Raw genomic sequence first — 19,250 nt, forward strand, 5'->3', positions numbered from 1 at the left:
TTATTTTCTACTTTTTATCCTTATTTTCCTCTTTATTTTCTTGTTCTTCATCTTCCTCTTTGATCACACGTTCGACACGATCTTCATCATTTTGTAATTCACGACGGTTGCGTTTGAACAGTCCGAAGAATCCTGCAAAAGCAACAAGTATCCCACCAACAAATTTTCCAAACATACCTGAAGTTGAACCAGTCTTAGGTAATTGCTTACCTGAAACATCTTCAGAGTCACTTAGCTCTTGTGTGTTACTCGTTTGGTCATTCGTTTGCTTATTACTAGATAATCCATCATTAGAGCCGTTATCACTTAGTACTTGGTTTCTTGCAACTTGATTATCTGTATCGGTCGTCTCAGTTGATGTGGTACTACTTAAATCAGTTTCGCCTCCATCACCGGTGCTTAGATTTACCTCTGGTGTTGTCGTACTTGGGTCAGTTTCTCCTCCACCAGCGCCTTGGTCGACTTCTGGCGTCGTCATTCCTGGATCGGTTTCGCCTCCCGTGCCTGGGTCTACTTCCGGCGTGCCAGTGGCCGGATCGGTTTCGCCTCCCGTGCCGGGATCAACTTCTGGCGTGCCGGTTCCAGGATCGGTTTCGCCTCCGGTACCTGGATCGACTTCTGGTGTACCTGTGTCGGGATCGGTTTCGCCTCCGGTACCTGGATCGACTTCTGGCGTCGTCATTCCTGGATCGGTTTCGCCTCCGGTACCTGGGTCTACCCCTGGTGTGCCTGTGCCCGGATCAGTTTCGCCTCCCGTGCCGGGGTCTACTTCCGGCGTCGTCGTTCCTGGATCGGTTTCGCCTCCTGTGCCGGGATCGGTAGTTTCTCCGCCTGTTCCTGGATCGACTTCTGGCGTACCTGTGCCCGGATCGGTTTCGCCTCCGGTTCCTGGGTCTACTTCTGGCGTACCTGTGCCCGGATCGGTTTCGCCTCCGGTTCCTGGGTCTACTTCTGGCGTCGTCGTTCCTGGATCTGTTTCGCCTTCACCCGTGCCTGGGTCTACTTCTGGCGTAGTCGTGCCGGGATCGGTAGTTTCTCCGCCTGTTCCTGGGTCGACTTCCGGTGTTGTTGTACCTGGATCAGTTTCGCCTCCCGTACCTGGATCGACTTCCGGCGTTGTCGTTCCTGGATCTGTTTCTCCGCCTGTGCCGGGGTCTACTTCTGGCGTCGTTGTGCCGGGATCTGTTTCGCCACCTGTACCTGGATCGACTTCTGGTGTGATCGTGCCGGGGTTAATAGGTATTAACGGATCAATCTCTGGCGTGACCGTGTTTAGACTTTTATCTGGTATTACGATATCTAAACCTGGAATACTTGCTCCTGGTTGACTTGGCAAAATTGGGTTGACAGTTGGAATACCTGCTTCTGGCTTATCTGGAGTCGCTGGTTCTACCTCTGGCGTACCTGTGCCTGGATCGGTTTCGCCTCCTGTACCTGGGTCTACCTCTGGTGTGCCTGTGCCCGGATCGGTTTCGCCTCCTGTTCCTGGGTCTACTTCTGGCGTCGTCGTACCTGGATCGGTTTCGCCTCCCGTACCTGAATCTACTTCTGGCGTACCTGTGCCCGGATCGGTTTCGCCTCCCGTGCCTGGGTCTACTTCCGGTGTTGTCGTTCCGGGATCGGTTTCTCCACCTGTACCTGGGTCTACCTCTGGTGTGCCTGTGCCCGGATCGGTTTCGCCGCCTCCCGTTCCTGGGTCTACTTCTGGCGTCGTCGTGTCGGGATCGGTTTCGCCTCCGGTACCTGGATCGACTTCCGGCGTCGTCGTTCCCGGATCGGTTTCTCCGCCCGTACCTGGATCTACTTCTGGTGTGCCTGTGCTCGGATCGGTTTCTCCTCCTGTGCCTGGGTCGACTTCTGGCGTCGTCGTGCCGGGATCGGTTTCTCCTCCTGTGCCTGGGTCTACTTCCGGCGTTGTCGTTCCTGGATCTGTTTCGCCGCCTCCCGTTCCTGGGTCTACTTCTGGCGTCGTCGTGCCGGGATCTGTTTCGCCTCCGGTACCTGGATCGACTTCCGGCGTACCTGTGCCTGGATCTGTTTCGCCTCCACCTGTTCCTGGATCTACTTCTGGCGTCGTCGTGCCGGGATCGGTTTCGCCTCCTGTGCCTGGGTCTACTTCCGGCGTTGTCGTTCCTGGATCGGTTTCGCCGCCTCCCGTTCCTGGATCTACTTCTGGCGTACCTGTGTCTGGATCGGTTTCTCCACCTGTGCCTGGGTCTACTTCCGGTGTTGTCGTTCCGGGATCGGTTTCTCCACCTGTACCTGGGTCTACCTCTGGTGTGCCTGTGCCAGGATCGGTTTCGCCTCCTGTACCTGGGTCTACCTCTGGCGTACCTGTGCCCGGATCGGTTTCTCCGCCTCCCGTTCCTGGGTCTACTTCTGGCGTCGTCGTGCCGGGATCGGTTTCTCCTCCGGTACCTGGGTCGACTTCTGGCGTCGTCGTGCCGGGATCGGTTTCTCCTCCCGTGCCTGGGTCTACTTCTGGTGTACCTGTGCCCGGATCGGTTTCTCCTCCGGTACCTGGATCGACTTCCGGCGTCGTCGTTCCCGGATCTGTTTCTCCGCCCGTACCTGGATCTACTTCTGGTGTGCCTGTGCCCGGATCGGTTTCTCCTCCTGTGCCTGGGTCGACTTCTGGCGTCGTCGTGCCGGGATCGGTAGTTTCTCCTCCTGTGCCTGGGTCTACTTCTGGCGTCGTCGTGCCGGGATCGGTTTCTCCTCCTGTGCCTGGGTCTACTTCCGGCGTTGTCGTTCCTGGATCGGTTTCGCCGCCTCCCGTTCCTGGGTCTACTTCTGGCGTCGTCGTGCCGGGATCGGTTTCGCCGCCTCCCGTTCCTGGGTCTACTTCTGGCGTGGTCGTGCCTGGATCGGTAGTTTCGCCTCCACCGGCGTCTGGGTCTACTTCCGGTGTTGTCGTACCTGGGGAAACTTGTGGATTCGTTGCATCCGGTGTTGTTGCATCTGGTGTGGCCATATCCGTCATTGAGGAAGAAATATAAGCAAATTCTCCACCAATTTGGTAGATATTAAAGTTCGTATCTTTCACAACGATTGTAAAATCACTGCCACTTCCATTTGCTCCGGTTAAATAGCCAGCATACTGAACTCCATTGACCATGATTGGTTGAGCAACAAACTGATTATAAGACACACCGTCTACTGTTATATTGACCGTACTTATAACTGAAGAAAAGTTTGTCTGAGAAACCTGTCCTGTTTTCACAGTTACTGCCGAATTCGCTGTAATCGTGTGACCACCATACCCACCACCAGAAAACGTCGCTGTCTGATTCCATCCTGCTAATCCAGCTGCGTCTTCGGCAAGATTACCATCGACTGCTCCACCAGGACTAATACCTGATTGAGAACCACTATACGTTGGCATCGACATTTCATCTGCGTATGCTGTAGTTGAATCAGTGGCTTTTTGCTCGTCTAAACTAACGGTCACATATTCATATTTCAATGACTCGATCACTTGATCTTTTGCTTGGATTTCATAGTAAGTTGTATTTTCATCCGCTAATTGATCAACGAAATTTACTTTTACATTGATATTGGATTCATCTGTATTTAACCAAGAATCTGTGTTCTCAAAACTCCTTACACCGTGCAAGGATAAAGACGTTTTCAAGCTGTCCACTGTACTACCGAACTGAACAGGGGAAACCAAGTAATGTCCGTTGATCTCTAAAGGCAATCCATGAGTCGATGAAGAAAACGTGAAGTAACCATCTGCTTGATTTTTACCATGATCGGTAGAAATAGACTCATCATGATAAACTGCATAATAGGTACTTCCTTCATAGGTAATTGAAAAATTCTTCTCCATAGCATCTTCAAAGTCGCTTTTGATTTCATCTGTTAATTTTGCTTGCCCATTTTCTGCTTTCACGTTCAAAGAAAAACCTGTATCGATTTTCATATTTCCTAATACTGCACCATCATCCGCGGTAAAGTTGGTGCTTTCAGGTTTCGTTTTAGATGAGAAACTTAAGGATTTTTCTCTCGTACTTGCAACTACTTTTGAATCTTTCCAGTTTGCAGAATCTTCATAAGCCTTTTCTTTGGATTCATATAAATGAGGAGAGACCGTTTTATAATTATCTTGTGAAGTTACCTTTACATTAGGATTTGCTTGGATCAATTGCCGATAGCTTGACATTTTCATTACTTGCGCATCACTTGTAGATAAAGTAGAAGTTTGGTAATAAACGTCCGCATCTTTGATTCCCAAAATTTGTTGGATATCATATGCCGTATGGGTATCACTGACTTTGATCCCTTCTCCTTCATACATAGAAGAAAGTTTTTCTTTACTTGGTAGTTGATCCATTAACTTAGCTACAAAGCCAGTATTTGTCTTCACACTGCTACTTTGACCTTTTTGTAAGGATTGATTTAATTCATCCACAGAAGTATGTTCAATATCTTGGATGGTCTCATCTTCAACAAGTCGCTTTTCGGACAAAGAGGAACTGTCTGCAGAGGCAGAAAGATTTGGAATCGTGACGCCACCGATAAATGCCCCAGCACCAACTGTCAACAGTGCGCCAGCTTCAATCATTCGCTTTTGTTTTTTTGACATCTCTTTATCTGGTTTATTTAATTTCATTTGATCTTTCTTCTTTGCCATCACGACCACTCTCTCTTTCTTTTTCCCTAACTAAAGAGGCTAATATTTTTGTAAAACCTAGTGGATTCTTGTAGCCATGTTCAAAAAAGAAATCCGTAAATTCAATTTCTGGCACGGTCACGTTTTTTTGGATTGCTAAACTGATGATATTGACATATTGAGAAATATCAACTGTTCCTAGGACCTGCAATCCTAAGATTTTTTTAGTTTTCTTTTCATAAACAAGATAAATACTTGAATAATGATTTTTTCTACCTTTCTCAATTGGTGAGTATTTGACGATTGATTCATGGACAAACTGACCACCACGTTCTAGATAACGATTCTGATAGTGTACCTCTTCTGCGTCATATCCGAATTTTTTTGCTTGATTGAGTGTGATTCCTGTATTCGCAATGGTAAATCCATCCATATTGAATTTATACGTTCCTGTGGTCATTGCTACTTCTTGCTTTTTCTCGTGGATATTGACAGCAGCGATCAGCCCTTGACGAAACGCATCGGAAGCATGAGGATTATAAATATTTTCTTTGGTCAAGTCCATATAAGTCGTAGAGCAATCCCCTACCGCTAAAATCGAATCATCGGTTGTATACATGTACTTATCAACGACGATTGCTCCACGGTCACCGGTTTCGACTTGTCCAGCTAATAAGAACGAATTTGGTCGGAAGCCAACAGAAACAAAGACGCCATCTGCACGGATAGTCAAATCAGAAGAAGTTTCAACTTCGATTTTAGGTCGGCTCCAGATTTTTTTATCAATTGTATGGTAACTTGTCACTCTAGTACCTAGTAATAGTTGAATACCTTCTTCTTCTAGTTGCTTCTCTACTTCGATTGCGGCATTCTCATCCAAATATTTGTCAAGGATTCTTGCATTTGACTGGATCAAAGTGACTTTCATTTTTCGTTGCGCTAAGATACGAGCAATCTCTACACCGACCAGTCCAGCGCCAATCACTACCGCATGATGGGCTTCTGATATAAATTTTTCAATTGCTTCAGCATCCTTACGCTCTTTCAAAAGAAAAAGTGTCTCATTTAGTTTTCCGCCAGTTGGAGGAAGGTTGGGATACGAGCCCGCAGCCATGATCAATCGGTCATAAGATATTTCGTGCTCATGTTGACTTAACACATTTCTAAAATTCAACGTCTTCTTTTTCGCATCGATGTTAGTTACTTCTTTTTGAATGCGTAAATCCACTCCTTGAGCAATAATTTCATGCGGTGTTGCATAATTTGCTTGGGAGTGGATATCTTGATGTCCCATCAAAAATAATGGGATTGTTTGGGAGACAAATGTTATTTCATCTTTTTTTTCAAATACGATTACTTCATCGTCTGGATATTCCTCACGAATACGAAGTGCTGCGGCAATCCCCGCATGGTTTCCTCCAACAATTATGATCCTCATCAACTGCCTCCTTCATTAATAAAAGCATGCTACAAAAAATACATACGGTTATTTTTAATCTACTATTTATATAAATTATATCACTTAGAAAGACTAGTTGTCAGTTATAAAGGTCTATTTACTAAGAGTCAACCAAAACAGTTATTTCCACTCCTATTTACCAAAATCGGTACAGAAAAGAATATAACCATTCTTGATTCAACAGATGAAATAAACCATTTATTTTTTAAGTAAACATCCAGTCATAAAGTAGATATAATTGTACATTGAATTTCATAAAAAAAATTTATTTTATACGATATACACTGTATGTACATGGACATTAGATGTTAGCTACCTATTGTTGCTTAAACTGCATAGCGGCTATTTGATAATGGTTGAAATAATAAATATGACGTTATTTAAAAAGAGTCATAGAACGGATAGATCAACCATTCTATGACTCTTTATTCTTTTTATTTAGAGGAACTTATTGCTCTGATTCTTCTAATGCTTTCACATCTTTGACCCCGAATGTCTCTTCCCAGTCTTTCTTAAAATCTGTCACTGCCTTATGAATGGAAGGCATACCGAATACTTGTGTAAAGATATCTGGTGACGCAGTAATACTATGCGCCCCTTGACGACAAGCATGATTGACTTGTGCAACATTTTTAAAACTAGCAGCTAAGATCTTGCTTTGAGATTGCGTTCGTTCGATTTCCATTGCTAGTGCTTTGATAATAGCAACAGCATCGATATTTAGATTTTCCATACGGTTATAATAAGGTGCCACATAATCGGCACCTGCAGCAATTGCTAAGTATCCTTGCATTTCAGAGTAGATAGCGGTAGCAGTGACATTTACTCCTTTGGCTTTCAGTTGTTTGATGGCAGCCAATCCTGGTTCGTTCACTGGTACTTTAATGAAAATATCCTTACCAAGGTGATCCATGATTACTTGGGCATCAGCTAAAATCTCCTCTGCTGTTTCTCCAACTACTTGAACATGTAAACTGGCTTTTCCAATTAACTGCTTGATTTCTTTAAAGTGAGCAAACAAATCGATCTTTCTTTCTTTTTTGATGATTGAGGGATTCGACGTTACTCCAGATAGCGGGAGGATCGATTGATAATAACGAATTTTCTCAATATTGATCGTATCTAACATAAATTCCATTTTATTCATCCTTTCAACAGATGTGTTGCTTTGTAATTTATTTAATACTGATTTTAGTCTTGATACCAATCTCTACGATTTCTTTCCCTTCAACATATAAAGTACCTGGTAATTCAGGTTTTACTGATCCGTCAAACTTGATTGTGATATGTCCAAGCTCTTTTAGATTATCATTGACCAAACTTCCAACAGACGTGATGCGATAGCTTGTCTCATTGACGAATAGCTGTTGTCCTACTTTGATCTCTCCGTGGATTGGCTGGAGTTCAATATTATAACAATAGGCTGATAGCATATCTGGTGCATCTTTTCCAAATAGAATCACGATCTTCTCTTCTTTGAATAGCGTAGCTTCTGCCCCAATCGAAGTTACTTTTGTTGAATAAACTGACATTTTTTTCCTCCTAGATTCAACTATACATTCCAAAGCTTGCTATCCATGCGACTAACACTCTGGGTACACCGTTTAAAAAGCGTGAATATAAAACGGAAGGTACGCCAACCTCTACTGTTTCAGCCTCTGCTTCTTCTAAGCCTAATCCGACAGGGATGAAATCACAAGCATTTTGAGTATTGATTGCAAATAACGCAGGTAAAGCGAGCTGTGGCGGAATATTGCCTTTACCGATTTCCACCCCGATCAGTGTCCCAATGACTTGGCTGATGACTGCCCCAGGTCCTAATAATGGAGAAAGAAACGGTAAGGAACAGATAAAACCGATGATCATCAATCCCCAAATATTTCCTGCTAAAGGTGCCATGATATTGGCAAAGAAATTACCGATACCAGATCCTTGTATGATCCCGATCAACAAGGAAACAAATGCCATGAACGGAATGACCGTATTGATCATCGTCTGTACACCTTCGCGTGCGGACTGATTAAAAGTTGCCACTACTTTTCCTGCACCCATACCGATTTTTGCAATAAAATTCTGCTGTTCAGCTTTTTGTTCAGTAATTTTTTTGCTTGTATCGTATTTATATTCACGTGTTGGCCCACTCTTATTTCCTATGTTGTCAGAATGACCGACCGTGCTTTCTTCAGTAGTCAGCGTGATTTGATTGACCCCTACTGCCGATACGTAAATGTCTTCTGTAATGTATTGTGCTAATGGTCCGCTTTTTCCTGTTGGTACGACATTGATCGTAGGTATTCCTTTTTTTGGATAGATCCCACAACGCAATGTCCCTCCGCAATCAACGATTGCTAAAGCGATTTCATTATCTGGGATAGAAGTTTTAAAGCCATTGACTGCTTCCATTCCTGTCAATTCAGCAATTTTATCGACGATTACTGGTTTTTCTCCCCCACCAGTAATATAAATGAATTTATGTTTTTCCTCTGTTGGTGTGATCACTAATGGTCCTCCGAACCCACCAGTTCCTCTTACAACTCGAATACTGTGATAGCTCATTTTTTCACTTCCTCCTTATTCTGTCGCTGTTTCTACTGTTTTACTCAGAGTGACTCCTTGTTGTTTACAAACATATGCGGTTGTAAAGTCTGTTACCCAGCCACCAATAAAATTCATAAGAATTCCGACAAACATATAACGCACAGCTAACTCCATTGAATTCAATCCTAAGGTTGTGATTCCTTGGGCGATTCCTAACCAAACAAATAATTCACCCGGATTGATGTGGGGAAAGACGCCATTGCTCGTATGACAAAATTGTGCTTGAGAAGCATAATAGCTTGGCTTGTAATATTCAGGCAAAAAGCGAGCCATTGTAAAAGACATCGGATTTCCCAACATAAAGGCAGATAAAAAAGGTAAGATCAAATATCTTGTGACGGGATTCTTCGTTGATAGTTTGGCAACTTTAGTTACTCGTTCTTCACCTAAGAAAGCAATCAGTGTATTCATTGCTACCATTAGGATCAACACTACAGGGACGATACCAGTCATCCAAGATACAAAAGTTTCCGCACCCGTTTCAAATAAACCGATGAAGCCTTCCGCAAATTTTGTGATATATTCCATTATTCAACACTCCTTTTTCTTGATAGGTATTGTTTTTTCCATAAACTGAATTGAATACCAAGCATCGTAAGTGGGGAAGGTAGCGATTCTTCTTGATAATTGCCTAATTCTACCCGCAAATAGATTTCTCTGGCATTTGCCATTGCTTGTTGCACCAATTTATTTTCTGTTCGCACCAAAGGATGATAGTTGTCGATGTAGTGGATATCTGTTCCAATATATTGTGGCAATAGACGAAATTTTGCTAGGACAGTTACGCCCTGCATCTTTCGCGCATCAATAATGATCCCTTTTTGATCGACAGCAAACATGACGATCGTTCCTGCTTTGATTTTTCCAGATCGACGACCGATAGCCACCTTCCCTTTTCTGCGCATTTCTAGATAGATTTGATTAAAGTGTTTGATTTGTTTCATTCCAAATATTACTTGCAGTCCGTAAGCAGCAAGTGCAAATGCGCCGAATATATATATGAAGTTCATGTTATGACCCCCTTTCGTATCATCCAATTTTGTAACCCAACTAAATCATCCAAACGACATAGTTCACTTCTAAATTCAGGATCGCCAATAACAGCAAAAAGCTGATCATACAGTTTTAGCAATTCTTTTTCTTTTTCCATCGTTAGATCTTGTGGAATGGCTAACAACAAGACGACTTGCACTTGTCCGTTGATCGTGGAGATCCCTTTCCTAAAGATCCCCACTGATAAAATAATTTCAGCCGATTTTTTATTGATGGCATGAGGAAAAGCAATTCCATATTCAAAAATCGTACTCCTTAACTTTTCTCTAATGAACAATTGTTCCTTAAATTCTTGATCGACTAAGCCTTTGCTCTCAAGAGATTCAAGCATATGATCAAGATTTTGTTTGTAGGGTTTCTTTTCATTTAAAATCTCAAAATCTAGTTTTAAGTGATGAACATTTGCAGCTCTCAACTTTTCTGCTTTACGCCACTCTTCTTGCAACCAAGTTTCGTTGAATAGATTGATCAATCGAATGATTGGCGTATGTTTCTTTACATTTTTCAGAGGAATGGTTGTAAAAACAGCAAAATATTGGTCTAAGTCTTCCTGCTGATACTCCTCCTCAGAAAAATGGACCATGCTTATTTGAGGACCCAAAACCCGTTCCAATTGACGGCGAATAATCAAAGCTGTTCCTTTTCCGGTATTACAGACAATTGCAATTTCTTTGTGTTCGTTGTTACTGGTTTGTTTCCTCAATGCAAGTTCAAAATAAAAGGCAATATAGCTGATTTCTACAGTCGGAACCACTCGTTGTAACTGTACCCCAATCTGCTGTAGACCAATTTTTGCCAGTTCATAGGCTAGAGGATATTGGGATTCGATTTCACCATAGAACAGATCTTGCAGCTCTATTCGAAAAATCAAACGATTGAGCATGTAAATGAAGTGCTCTTTTATTTCATGAACTAAGAAGGTTTCATCAAATTCTACTAGTAAATTTTTATGGATTCTCTCTATCATTTGTTGAAATAACTGTTCGATTTTTTGCTCATCAATAGTAGACTTATCCATGCCAGCGATGGCACTTATATTAAGTGGAAAACTAAGAAAAGCTTGTTCTGTTTGGCTTAGTGTGATGCTATATTCATATTCCAAATGATGGATCAATTCGACAAAAGCAGGATGACTCGTCATAAGGTCCATATACTCATTTGGCAAATCTACCAGTATATTTCCTTTAAGGAGTCGTTTCATTGTAATAGAAATCGTTTTTTTCAAAAGAAGACCCTGATTTTTAGGTAAATTAAATTTTTGAACTAAGTCTTCTACGAAATCTTGTGTGCGTTCTGATAATGGACGTTCTGCAAAATATTCTTGTACATAATGAAGGTGTAACAGTCGTAGATCCAGTTCTTCTCCACGCATACGCAGTCCACGATTCGGCGTTCCAATCACTTCGACATCAAAAGAGGAAATCAGTTTTTTCATCACTCGTAAATCTTTGACGACAGTACTTCGGCTGACCCCTAATGCTTCTGACAAATCATCGATCAGCAAAAAATCTTTTTGCTCGATCAGCTTCTTGAGAATAAAGAAAACTCTTTTACTGCAAGAATTAAAATCGCTCTTCCGCTTCAAACTGCCGTTCATTATCAAGTCAAATTTTTCAAAATTTTCAATTTCGATATGAAAAGCATTCTTATGTTGAACGATTTCTGCAATTCCAATCAATTCTTCGTTTAAAGATTCAATGCTGGTTTTCACCGTTTGCGTACTTGTATTCAGCTTTTGTTTCAACCCGCCGATTCTCATTTCTTTGTGGGTAACCAGTAATTGTAGAATTTGATACCATCTGTTCACTACCGTCATTTACTTCCCCCACTTTTTATCCTCTAGTTTTTCCTCCGGCCACATTTGTGGTTACTCCAGTGATATAACTCGAACGATCAGATAGATAGTAACTAACTAAGTCAGCGACTTCTTTTAATTTCCCGCTTCGACCTAATGGAATCGTGCTTGTTTTGGCATAACCTGCTCTAAGCTCTTCAATCGTGATGCCACGAGTATAGGCCAAGGCTTCTTCATAAGAAAGTGTGCGTAGTCCGGTTTCCTCCATGATTCCTGGAGCAATCCCTATTACCCGAACATTTGATTTTCCTAACTCTTTTGCCCAAGATCGAGTAAAGCTGTTGACAGCGGCTTTCGTTGCCGCATAAGCACTTTGTCCCTCTGAACCTTCAAGTCCTGATTCAGAAGACATATTGATGATAACTCCTTCTCCTTTAGCAACTAAAATTCTACTTACTGCTTGAGTCATCAAATACAAACCTTTTTGATTGATTGCGATGATTTTGTCAAAGACTTCCTCGGATAATTCATATTCCCCGTGCGCGTACTTTTTATCCACTAATAAGCGCGGAATGTTGATTCCTGCATTGTTGACCAACCCATCGATCGTACCAAAGTGATCCTTTACTTTTGCAACTCCAGCTTCTACCTCTTGTCGTAATGTTATATTGGTTTTTACAAACAATAATCGTCGATGTTTAAGTGTCGAATCTTTAATATCAAAATTTGCTACATTGACATGTTGTTCCAATAAACTTTCGACGATACTTTTCCCGATACCAGAAGATCCTCCGGTTACAATAATCGTTTTCCCCTCAATGTTCAGCCAATTTGTCATAAGCGATCACCCCTTTTTTTGTTTACGCTTTCAGTATAGCTACGTAAAGGAAAATAATTAAGCCAGACTTTTTTTGAGTTTCCAAAAAAAATCTGACTTAATGTCTTTTTATGAGTGATGCTTTTTTTATTTACTAGTTCTTTGCTCTATTCTATTTTTTTACGTGAGCATTATCTTTCAGTTTTATCGGCTACCTTCTGATTTTGAACGTTTCAACCAGTATATTGCTACTATGAAGACTATGATCATACCCAAGCCAACCAAGATATTCGAGTACATCGATTGTTCTGCTGTTTTCGGAAGCTGTCTGACTTTTCTTGAATGGTTGATGGGGGTTTTAGTATACGTGACTTGTTCCTTATTCATTACTTTTGTTATCGCTTTAGTTATTTCAGTCGTTTTTACTGTTTCACTCACTTTCTTTACCTCTGCTTGTTTGATTGGTGGTGACACAGGCTCAATGATTTTTGGCAATTTTTCCCATTGTGCGGTATAAGTCATATCACCTTCAACAAACTCGCTGACAGTTGGCGTCCAACCGATGAATTTATAGCCTTCTCTTGATGGCGTTCCACTAAACGCCGGAGTTGCTACCCCTTTAGTCAAATCTGAAAACACTTGATTATCGAAAACAGTTTGATTTTCTACACCGTCTGTATAGATCACTTGGTAATTGATGGTTTGTGGAATCACAGGTTCCCATATGGCTGTGTAAGTCACATCACCAGTCACTGTATCAGTTACTGCTTTATCCCATCCTTTAAATGTATACCCAGCTCTTGTAGGTTGCCCACTAAATGTGGGTGTCGCAGAACCGGCGACTAAATCTTTAAAGACTTGATCTGCAAAAATTTCTTCATCTGGTACACCGTCTGTATAATTGACCCGATAAGTTGGAACGGGTTCCCATATTGCTGTATAGATTACGTTGCTAGTTACTGTCTCACTGACGGTTGGACTCCAACCAGCGAATGTATAACCTTTTCTTGTTGGCTCTTCACCAAAAGTAGGTGTCGCAGCTCCTGGTTCGATACGTTTGAATGTTTGATCCTCGAATACAACTTCATTCTCCACGCCATCGACATAACTCACCGTATAGGATTCAATTGGTGTAAATGAGGCATTTACTCTAATTTCAGCTACTCGCGAAGCATTGGATGCATCTACAGGTAGTGAAACATGAATTTCAAGTGTATTTATATCACCGACTTCACCTTCGATGGAAAATGGAACTCCGATCATACGTACACTTGGATCTAGGTATGGATTCGTATGACTGAATAGCTCGCCGACCTGATATTTTCCTAATGAAGTCCCATTTAGAAAAACTTCCAGCTCCATCTCACTAGGATTTCTTCTTTCCGCATCAGTATTATCTAGCGTACTTAGATCAACCATGACCATTGCCACACCACTTTGTTGATTTTGAGATAATAGCTTCACTTGTGTTGAAAAAATCCCTGGAGAACTTCCAGGATTGATTTGTGCACCATTAAAGCGCCACGGGATCATTTCATCTTCCCCGACGTCATAATAATCAATGCCATTTGCAGAATAAGACACTTCTGAATTGACTCCTGAAGTTGCCGCAGAAACATTTGGGTTGAACCCTACAAATACAAGAAAAACAATAAAACACGATACTATCTTTTTCATAATGATCCTCCATTCTGGCATGAAGTCAATAACCATATTGTGTTGACACTTTAAATTGCTCAATGATGAACAATAAAAATCGCATATACCTCTATTTATTAAACCCCCTTTTTCCGAAAAAAATAATGATAATAAACTCGATCATAAATTTAAACTCCTGCCTCTCTATTTAGTTGTGATGTTCCATTCGCTTTTAATTTATTATTAATATTACAAAAAATATAAAAGCCTTAGATTATCCTTTGAAATTGTTATTTTTTAATTAATCAGCTGTTTTTAGCAGTTTATAAAGATGATAGATATCTTAATCTCAAGTAAATTATAACAAATTAAACATTAAAATTGTATGAATTTTTACATACCTAATCCTCAGAATGCCAATAAAACAGTAATTAAATATGTTCTATTTTTGGTTTAAGTTATCTTGTTTATTAAATTAAATTAATTCCATTGCTTCTTTCAAGCTATGTATATTTCTATTTGAAGTTATAAAAAAACTCAACAATGTTATTAAATTCACATATATATTTTTTTAATCACTTTATATTTTCAAACTTTATCGATTATGTTGAACAGAAAAGTAAAATAAAATGATTGCTCATCTGTCTATAACAATTAACTTTTTTTAAAAAAGGTACATCAAAATAAGCAATGAAATCCGGAACTAGCCACCATGTCCAGATTTCATTGCTTATTTTTTTAGCATAGGCTTCGATAGAATTGCTTTAACTTTTCTTTTTCCTCTTTTGATAAAGCTTGCACAGGCTTGCCTTTTCTCGCTCCTTCGATTCCATATAGCATATGGAGACAGGCGCCACTGTCCACCTTTTGACGAATTTCAAAAAATATCTGTTCCGCTCCCTTTTCTTTAAATTGTTCTTCCGTTGTCACACCAATCTTTCGTAAATTTTCTTCTAATACTTTCCCTATATTCGGTAGATTACTTAACTCTGTCATGAGATTCCCTCCAAAAGTCTGGCTTTGATATATTGCATAGTACACTTAGAATATTCTATCGTTTTTCTTTAGTATACCATTTTGAGAAACGCACTAGCAATTCAGATAAGAACGCTACTTCGAAAGAAAGTAAACTGTTTCTTTTAGGTACTCAGTGTAGGCTTGCTCTTGTAAAACTTGAATCTTCTGCTTTTTTCAGATATCATTGGTTCGTAACTATATATGATTTTGTTTGCAGGGGGACGTTATCGCGTTGAGAAGGTAAAACCTGACCCTTTGAACCTGTTGGTTGATACCAGCGTAGGGAGCAAATGTCCTTTTTGTTGATGCGAAATCGAAACAATCAAGGCATTCTTCTATACTGGAAGAATGTCTTTTTTCTATTTTAAGGAGGAATCTGATGAAAAAAGTACTAACTATTGCTGGTTCAGACTGTAGCGGGGGCGCCGGTATCCAAGCCGATTTAAAAACATTTGCCGCTCATGGTGTTTATGGAATGTCTGTGATCACCTCAGTAGTCGCTGAAAATACCGCTCGTGTGATCTCATACCAAAACATCGCACCAACAATTATCAATGAACAAATGACAGCTGTTTTCGAGGACATCTATCCTGATGCAGTCAAAATCGGTATGTTGTCTTGTGCAGATACGATGTTAGCTGTCGCAAGCAGTCTACAAGAATGGCAACCTAAAAATATTGTACTAGATCCTGTGATGTATGCAAAAAATGGCGATTCTTTGATGGAGCCAGAAGCAATCGACACATTGATCAAAAACGTCTTACCATTAGCTACTTTGATCACCCCAAATATTCCAGAAGCAGAAAAAATCGCAGATCGCTCGATTACTTCACTGAAAGAAATGGAACAAGCAGCAAAAGCCATTTATGAAAGATGTCACTCTGCAGTTTTGATCAAAGGAGGGCATCGCTCAGGTGAAGCCACTGATATATTGTATGATGGGGAAAATATTTACTCCTATACGTCTGAACGAATCGCCACAAAAAACACCCATGGCACTGGTTGTACCTTCTCTTCAGCGATTGCCTCACAACTCGCTTTGGGCGTACCATTAGACCAAGCAATTTCCAAGGCAAAAAAATATATCACTACTGCAATCGCACATTCACTAGAATTGGGCGAAGGTCATGGCCCAACCAACCATTTCTATTCACTCTATCGCAATGGTCTTAAGGAGGAACAAAGTCAATGAATACATTTTTAAAAACAGCTGTAGAAACGGTCCGTATGAAAAATCCTTTGGTCCACCATATCACGAACTATGTAACGGTCAATGATTGTGCGAATGTCACACTTGCGATTGGCGGTTCACCGATTATGGCTGATGAAGCGTTAGAGGTAGCAGAAATCACAGCAATGTCACAGGTATTGGTACTAAACATGGGTACTTTAAATGAACGTACCGTAGCTTCGATGCTTTTAGCTGGGCAAACAGCCAATGAAAAAGGTATCCCAATCATTTTTGATCCAGTCGGTGCAGGGGCTTCACAGTTTCGTAATCAAACAGCAAAAACGATCATGGAAAACTTGAAATGCGCAGTGATTCGTGGCAATATTTCAGAAATCCGCTTTTTAGCAGGGATCGCAAGCACAACGAAAGGTGTTGATGCCTCGGCAGATGATGCAAGCTCCATTGAAGAAGCCCAACAGATTGCTGATCAATTAGCAACCGCTCACAAATGTATCGTAGTGATCACCGGTGCGACAGATGTGATTTCTGATGGGCGGCGTAAAATATTAGTGCACAATGGTTGTTCTGAAATGAGTCGGATCACTGGCACTGGCTGTATGCTCACTTCATTGATTGCTAGCTTTTGTGGAGGGTTACTTGAAGATCTTTTTCACGCCACAACCACAGCTGTTCTTACCATGGGGATTGCTGGTGAGCTTGCGTTGGAAAAAACGGCTGGAACGGGAAGTTTTCGGATCGCATTGATTGATGAAATCAGCCGTATTGATCGGGAAACATTACTACTGCGAGGAAACTACTTTGAAAAATGACATCAACTATTCCTTATACCTGGTGACTGATCAGTCACTTTTGAAAAAATACACACTCCAAGAAGCAGTGCAACAAGCACTTGAAGGTGGTATCACTGTCTTACAGTTGAGAGAAAAAAAAGCCAATTCACGAGATTTTTATGAGGAAGCGATTGCGTTGAAACGATTAGCTAAACCATACAATGTTCCATTGATCATCAACGATCGAGTAGACATTGCGTTAGCTTGTGATGCAGACGGTGTTCATGTCGGTCAAACAGATCTACCTGTGGCTGTGGTGAGAAAAATGATTGGCCCAGAAAAAATCATCGGCGCTTCCGTCCAAACACTCGCACAAGCAATTTCCGCTGAACAAGCTGGGGCAGATTATTTAGGTGTCGGGACGATGTTTCCAACCGCGACTAAAACAGACGCCATCAATGTATCAAAAAGAGAACTCAAGAAGATCCTTCAACACGTTTCGATTCCTGTTGTTTTGATCGGTGGTCTCAACGAACAAACGATTGCAGAATTCAAAACTTGCCCCGTCCAAGGATTTGCTGTGGTTTCAGCGATCCTAGCAAAAGAAGAAATCAAAAAAGCGACTAAAAAACTTTCTGTACAAATCAATACGTTCATCAAAGAGTAATAAATTAAAAAAGCGGCCCATGTAAAGTCAAATGATCTTTACATAGGTCGCGTTTAATTTCATTCCTCACTTCAAGCTTTTCAAATGATGTTCAACGATAAAAGCAGTTTCTTCAATCGATTTATCCGACACATCAATGACAAAATTTCCATAGTGATCAAAAATCTCTTGCGAGTAAGCCAATTCTTTGTGGATCGTTTCTAAATTGTTGTAGCTTGACGATTGATGCAAACCTAAAGAATCTAAGCGATTGCTCCGGATTCTCACTAAATTCTCTGGATGACAAGTCAAACCAACGATTTTACTTTTGTCTACTTCTTCTAATACTTTGGGTAATGGTACTTCAGGGATCAATGGCAGATTGGACACTTTGTACCCCTTATTTGCCAGATACATACTTAAAGGTGTTTTTGACGTTCGGGAAACACCTAGAAGTACGACATCTGAATCTAAAAAACCTTTAGGATCTTTTCCATCATCATATTTTACAGCAAACTCGATGGCAGAAATCCGATTGAAGTATTCAGTATCCAACTTGTGGACAGCCCCTGGTTCTTCAATGGGCTGCATCCCAGTTTTTGCATGAATGATCTCGAAAAGAGGATGCATCAAGTCGATATAGAGTAAACCAGTTTTCCGACTAAAAGATTTTGCCACTTCCGATAGTTCATGATTCACGAGTGTACTGATCACAATTGCTTTATCACGTAAAGCATCTGCTAAAATCGGCAACAGCTCTTCCTTCTGATTCACAAAAGGAAATTTATAGTTATTATGGAACACCAAGTTAGGATATTGGACCATCACAGCGGATAATAACTTTTGCGACGTTTCACCTAGTGAATCTGAGATAGAATAAACAATGACTTCATTTTGCATGGATAAACTCCCCCTATCGATTTCGTTCAGCATTTCTCGCTTGCTGAGTGATAAAATTCAATACTTTTGATTTAGTGATCTTACCGATTACGTTTCGCTCATTTGCTTCATCAACCACTGGCAGAGAGTCAACTTCAAAATCTTGAAGGATCGTCGCTACTTCCAATAAATCCATTTTTTTCGTGCAAGTTCTGATATGCGGATTTCGTGTCATACAAAGAGCGACCGGCGTATGATCGATTTCAGTATTTAAGGAAGCTCTCAACAAATCTTTTCGAGATAATACACCCACCAATTGTTTTTCTCCGTCAATCACATAAATCGAGCCAACATCATACACGAATAATGTCGTGATCGCATCACGGATCGAAGTATTCAAATCAATCAGCAATGGTGGCACCATGATCTCATCCACTTTGACTGTGAATGTTTTAAAGAAAAAAAGCGTCTCTAGGTCAGAACCTGTATACGTATAACCAATTTTCGGCGTAGCTTCCAGTATCCCAGACATTGTCAAAAAGGATAAGTCCGACCGCAGTGTCGCTCTTGAAACATCTAAGAGTTCAGAAATTTTTTCTCCGCTGACAGGTTGTGTCTCTTTGACGATCTCGATGATCTTTTTTTGTCGTTCACTCAATTTCATTTGTGCTTTTTCTCTCCCTCCCTCATCTTCATTTCTTATTATACACATATATAAACCGATTTCAAAATAAATTTGTGTTTCATTATTCTTATTGACAGATATATATG

Annotated in this window: 16 protein-coding genes and 1 riboswitch; of the genes, 3 read left to right on the forward strand and 13 right to left on the reverse strand. The window is 41.0% G+C overall.

What is annotated here, in order from left to right:
- Positions 1-7 precede the first annotated feature (7 nt).
- The 11 genes from IGJ19_RS09215 to IGJ19_RS09265 all read right to left on the reverse strand — a co-directional run bounded on the left by IGJ19_RS09215 (position 8) and on the right by IGJ19_RS09265 (position 14,971).
- On the reverse strand, positions 8-4,636 hold the full coding sequence (locus IGJ19_RS09215) for an LPXTG cell wall anchor domain-containing protein (protein WP_430603776.1): 4,629 nt from the start codon (positions 4,634-4,636) through the stop codon (positions 8-10).
- Positions 4,602-6,053 (reverse strand): FAD-dependent oxidoreductase, encoded by a 1,452-nt coding sequence (locus IGJ19_RS09220; RefSeq protein WP_071867520.1) that lies wholly within the window; start codon positions 6,051-6,053, stop codon positions 4,602-4,604. Before IGJ19_RS09220 ends, IGJ19_RS09215 begins: the two co-directional genes overlap by 35 nt.
- A 469-nt stretch (positions 6,054-6,522) precedes the next feature.
- Complete coding sequence (locus IGJ19_RS09225; RefSeq protein WP_074799504.1) at positions 6,523-7,212, reverse strand: fructose-6-phosphate aldolase; 690 nt, start codon at positions 7,210-7,212, stop codon at positions 6,523-6,525.
- Between the two features lie 37 nt (positions 7,213-7,249).
- Positions 7,250-7,606 (reverse strand): PTS glucitol/sorbitol transporter subunit IIA, encoded by a 357-nt coding sequence (locus tag IGJ19_RS09230; protein ID WP_074799505.1) that lies wholly within the window; start codon positions 7,604-7,606, stop codon positions 7,250-7,252.
- A 16-nt stretch (positions 7,607-7,622) separates the two neighbouring features.
- Positions 7,623-8,630, reverse strand: coding sequence for a PTS glucitol/sorbitol transporter subunit IIB (gene srlE, locus IGJ19_RS09235; RefSeq protein WP_071867517.1), 1,008 nt, complete (start codon positions 8,628-8,630; stop codon positions 7,623-7,625).
- A gap of 15 nt (positions 8,631-8,645) precedes the next feature.
- Positions 8,646-9,200, reverse strand: coding sequence for a PTS glucitol/sorbitol transporter subunit IIC (gene srlA, locus IGJ19_RS09240; protein WP_071867516.1), 555 nt, complete (start codon positions 9,198-9,200; stop codon positions 8,646-8,648).
- Positions 9,200-9,682, reverse strand: a complete 483-nt coding sequence (locus IGJ19_RS09245; RefSeq protein WP_074799506.1) for a transcriptional regulator GutM — start codon at positions 9,680-9,682, stop codon at positions 9,200-9,202. Before IGJ19_RS09245 ends, srlA begins: the two co-directional genes overlap by 1 nt.
- On the reverse strand, positions 9,679-11,541 hold the full coding sequence (locus IGJ19_RS09250; RefSeq protein ID WP_430603779.1) for a BglG family transcription antiterminator: 1,863 nt from the start codon (positions 11,539-11,541) through the stop codon (positions 9,679-9,681). Before IGJ19_RS09250 ends, IGJ19_RS09245 begins: the two co-directional genes overlap by 4 nt.
- A 16-nt stretch (positions 11,542-11,557) precedes the next feature.
- Positions 11,558-12,358: an SDR family oxidoreductase gene (locus IGJ19_RS09255; RefSeq protein ID WP_430603781.1), complete on the reverse strand. Its 801-nt coding sequence runs from the start codon at positions 12,356-12,358 to the stop codon at positions 11,558-11,560.
- A gap of 183 nt (positions 12,359-12,541) precedes the next feature.
- Positions 12,542-14,014 carry an InlB B-repeat-containing protein gene (locus tag IGJ19_RS09260; protein WP_430603783.1) on the reverse strand — a complete coding sequence of 491 codons (1,473 nt, stop codon included), beginning with the start codon at positions 14,012-14,014 and terminating at the stop codon, positions 12,542-12,544.
- 699 nt (positions 14,015-14,713) lie between these two features.
- Positions 14,714-14,971: a TfoX/Sxy family protein gene (locus tag IGJ19_RS09265; RefSeq protein WP_074799509.1), complete on the reverse strand. Its 258-nt coding sequence runs from the start codon at positions 14,969-14,971 to the stop codon at positions 14,714-14,716.
- A 226-nt stretch (positions 14,972-15,197) separates the two neighbouring features.
- A riboswitch (TPP riboswitch) is annotated at positions 15,198-15,295 on the forward strand.
- Positions 15,296-15,371: 76 nt separating this feature from the next.
- Here IGJ19_RS09265 and thiD point away from each other — a divergent pair.
- The 3 genes from thiD to thiE are packed head-to-tail and all read left to right on the forward strand — an operon-like array spanning position 15,372 to position 17,621.
- Positions 15,372-16,184: a bifunctional hydroxymethylpyrimidine kinase/phosphomethylpyrimidine kinase gene (thiD, locus tag IGJ19_RS09270; protein WP_260697655.1), complete on the forward strand. Its 813-nt coding sequence runs from the start codon at positions 15,372-15,374 to the stop codon at positions 16,182-16,184.
- Complete coding sequence (thiM, locus tag IGJ19_RS09275; RefSeq protein WP_142433356.1) at positions 16,181-16,993, forward strand: hydroxyethylthiazole kinase; 813 nt, start codon at positions 16,181-16,183, stop codon at positions 16,991-16,993. Before thiD ends, thiM begins: the two co-directional genes overlap by 4 nt.
- Positions 16,983-17,621 (forward strand): thiamine phosphate synthase, encoded by a 639-nt coding sequence (gene thiE, locus IGJ19_RS09280; protein ID WP_142433372.1) that lies wholly within the window; start codon positions 16,983-16,985, stop codon positions 17,619-17,621. Before thiM ends, thiE begins: the two co-directional genes overlap by 11 nt.
- A 66-nt stretch (positions 17,622-17,687) precedes the next feature.
- Here the strand turns inward: thiE and IGJ19_RS09285 are convergent, their stop codons facing one another.
- Positions 17,688-18,500 carry a pyruvate, water dikinase regulatory protein gene (locus IGJ19_RS09285; protein ID WP_074799513.1) on the reverse strand — a complete coding sequence of 271 codons (813 nt, stop codon included), beginning with the start codon at positions 18,498-18,500 and terminating at the stop codon, positions 17,688-17,690.
- Positions 18,501-18,513: 13 nt separating this feature from the next.
- Positions 18,514-19,143, reverse strand: a complete 630-nt coding sequence (locus IGJ19_RS09290) for a CBS domain-containing protein (RefSeq protein ID WP_074799514.1) — start codon at positions 19,141-19,143, stop codon at positions 18,514-18,516.
- Positions 19,144-19,250: the final 107 nt, after the last annotated feature.

Origin of the sequence: Enterococcus sp. DIV1368b, from assembly GCF_050529595.1 — a bacterium.
GTDB lineage: Bacteria > Bacillota > Bacilli > Lactobacillales > Enterococcaceae > Enterococcus_B > Enterococcus_B mundtii.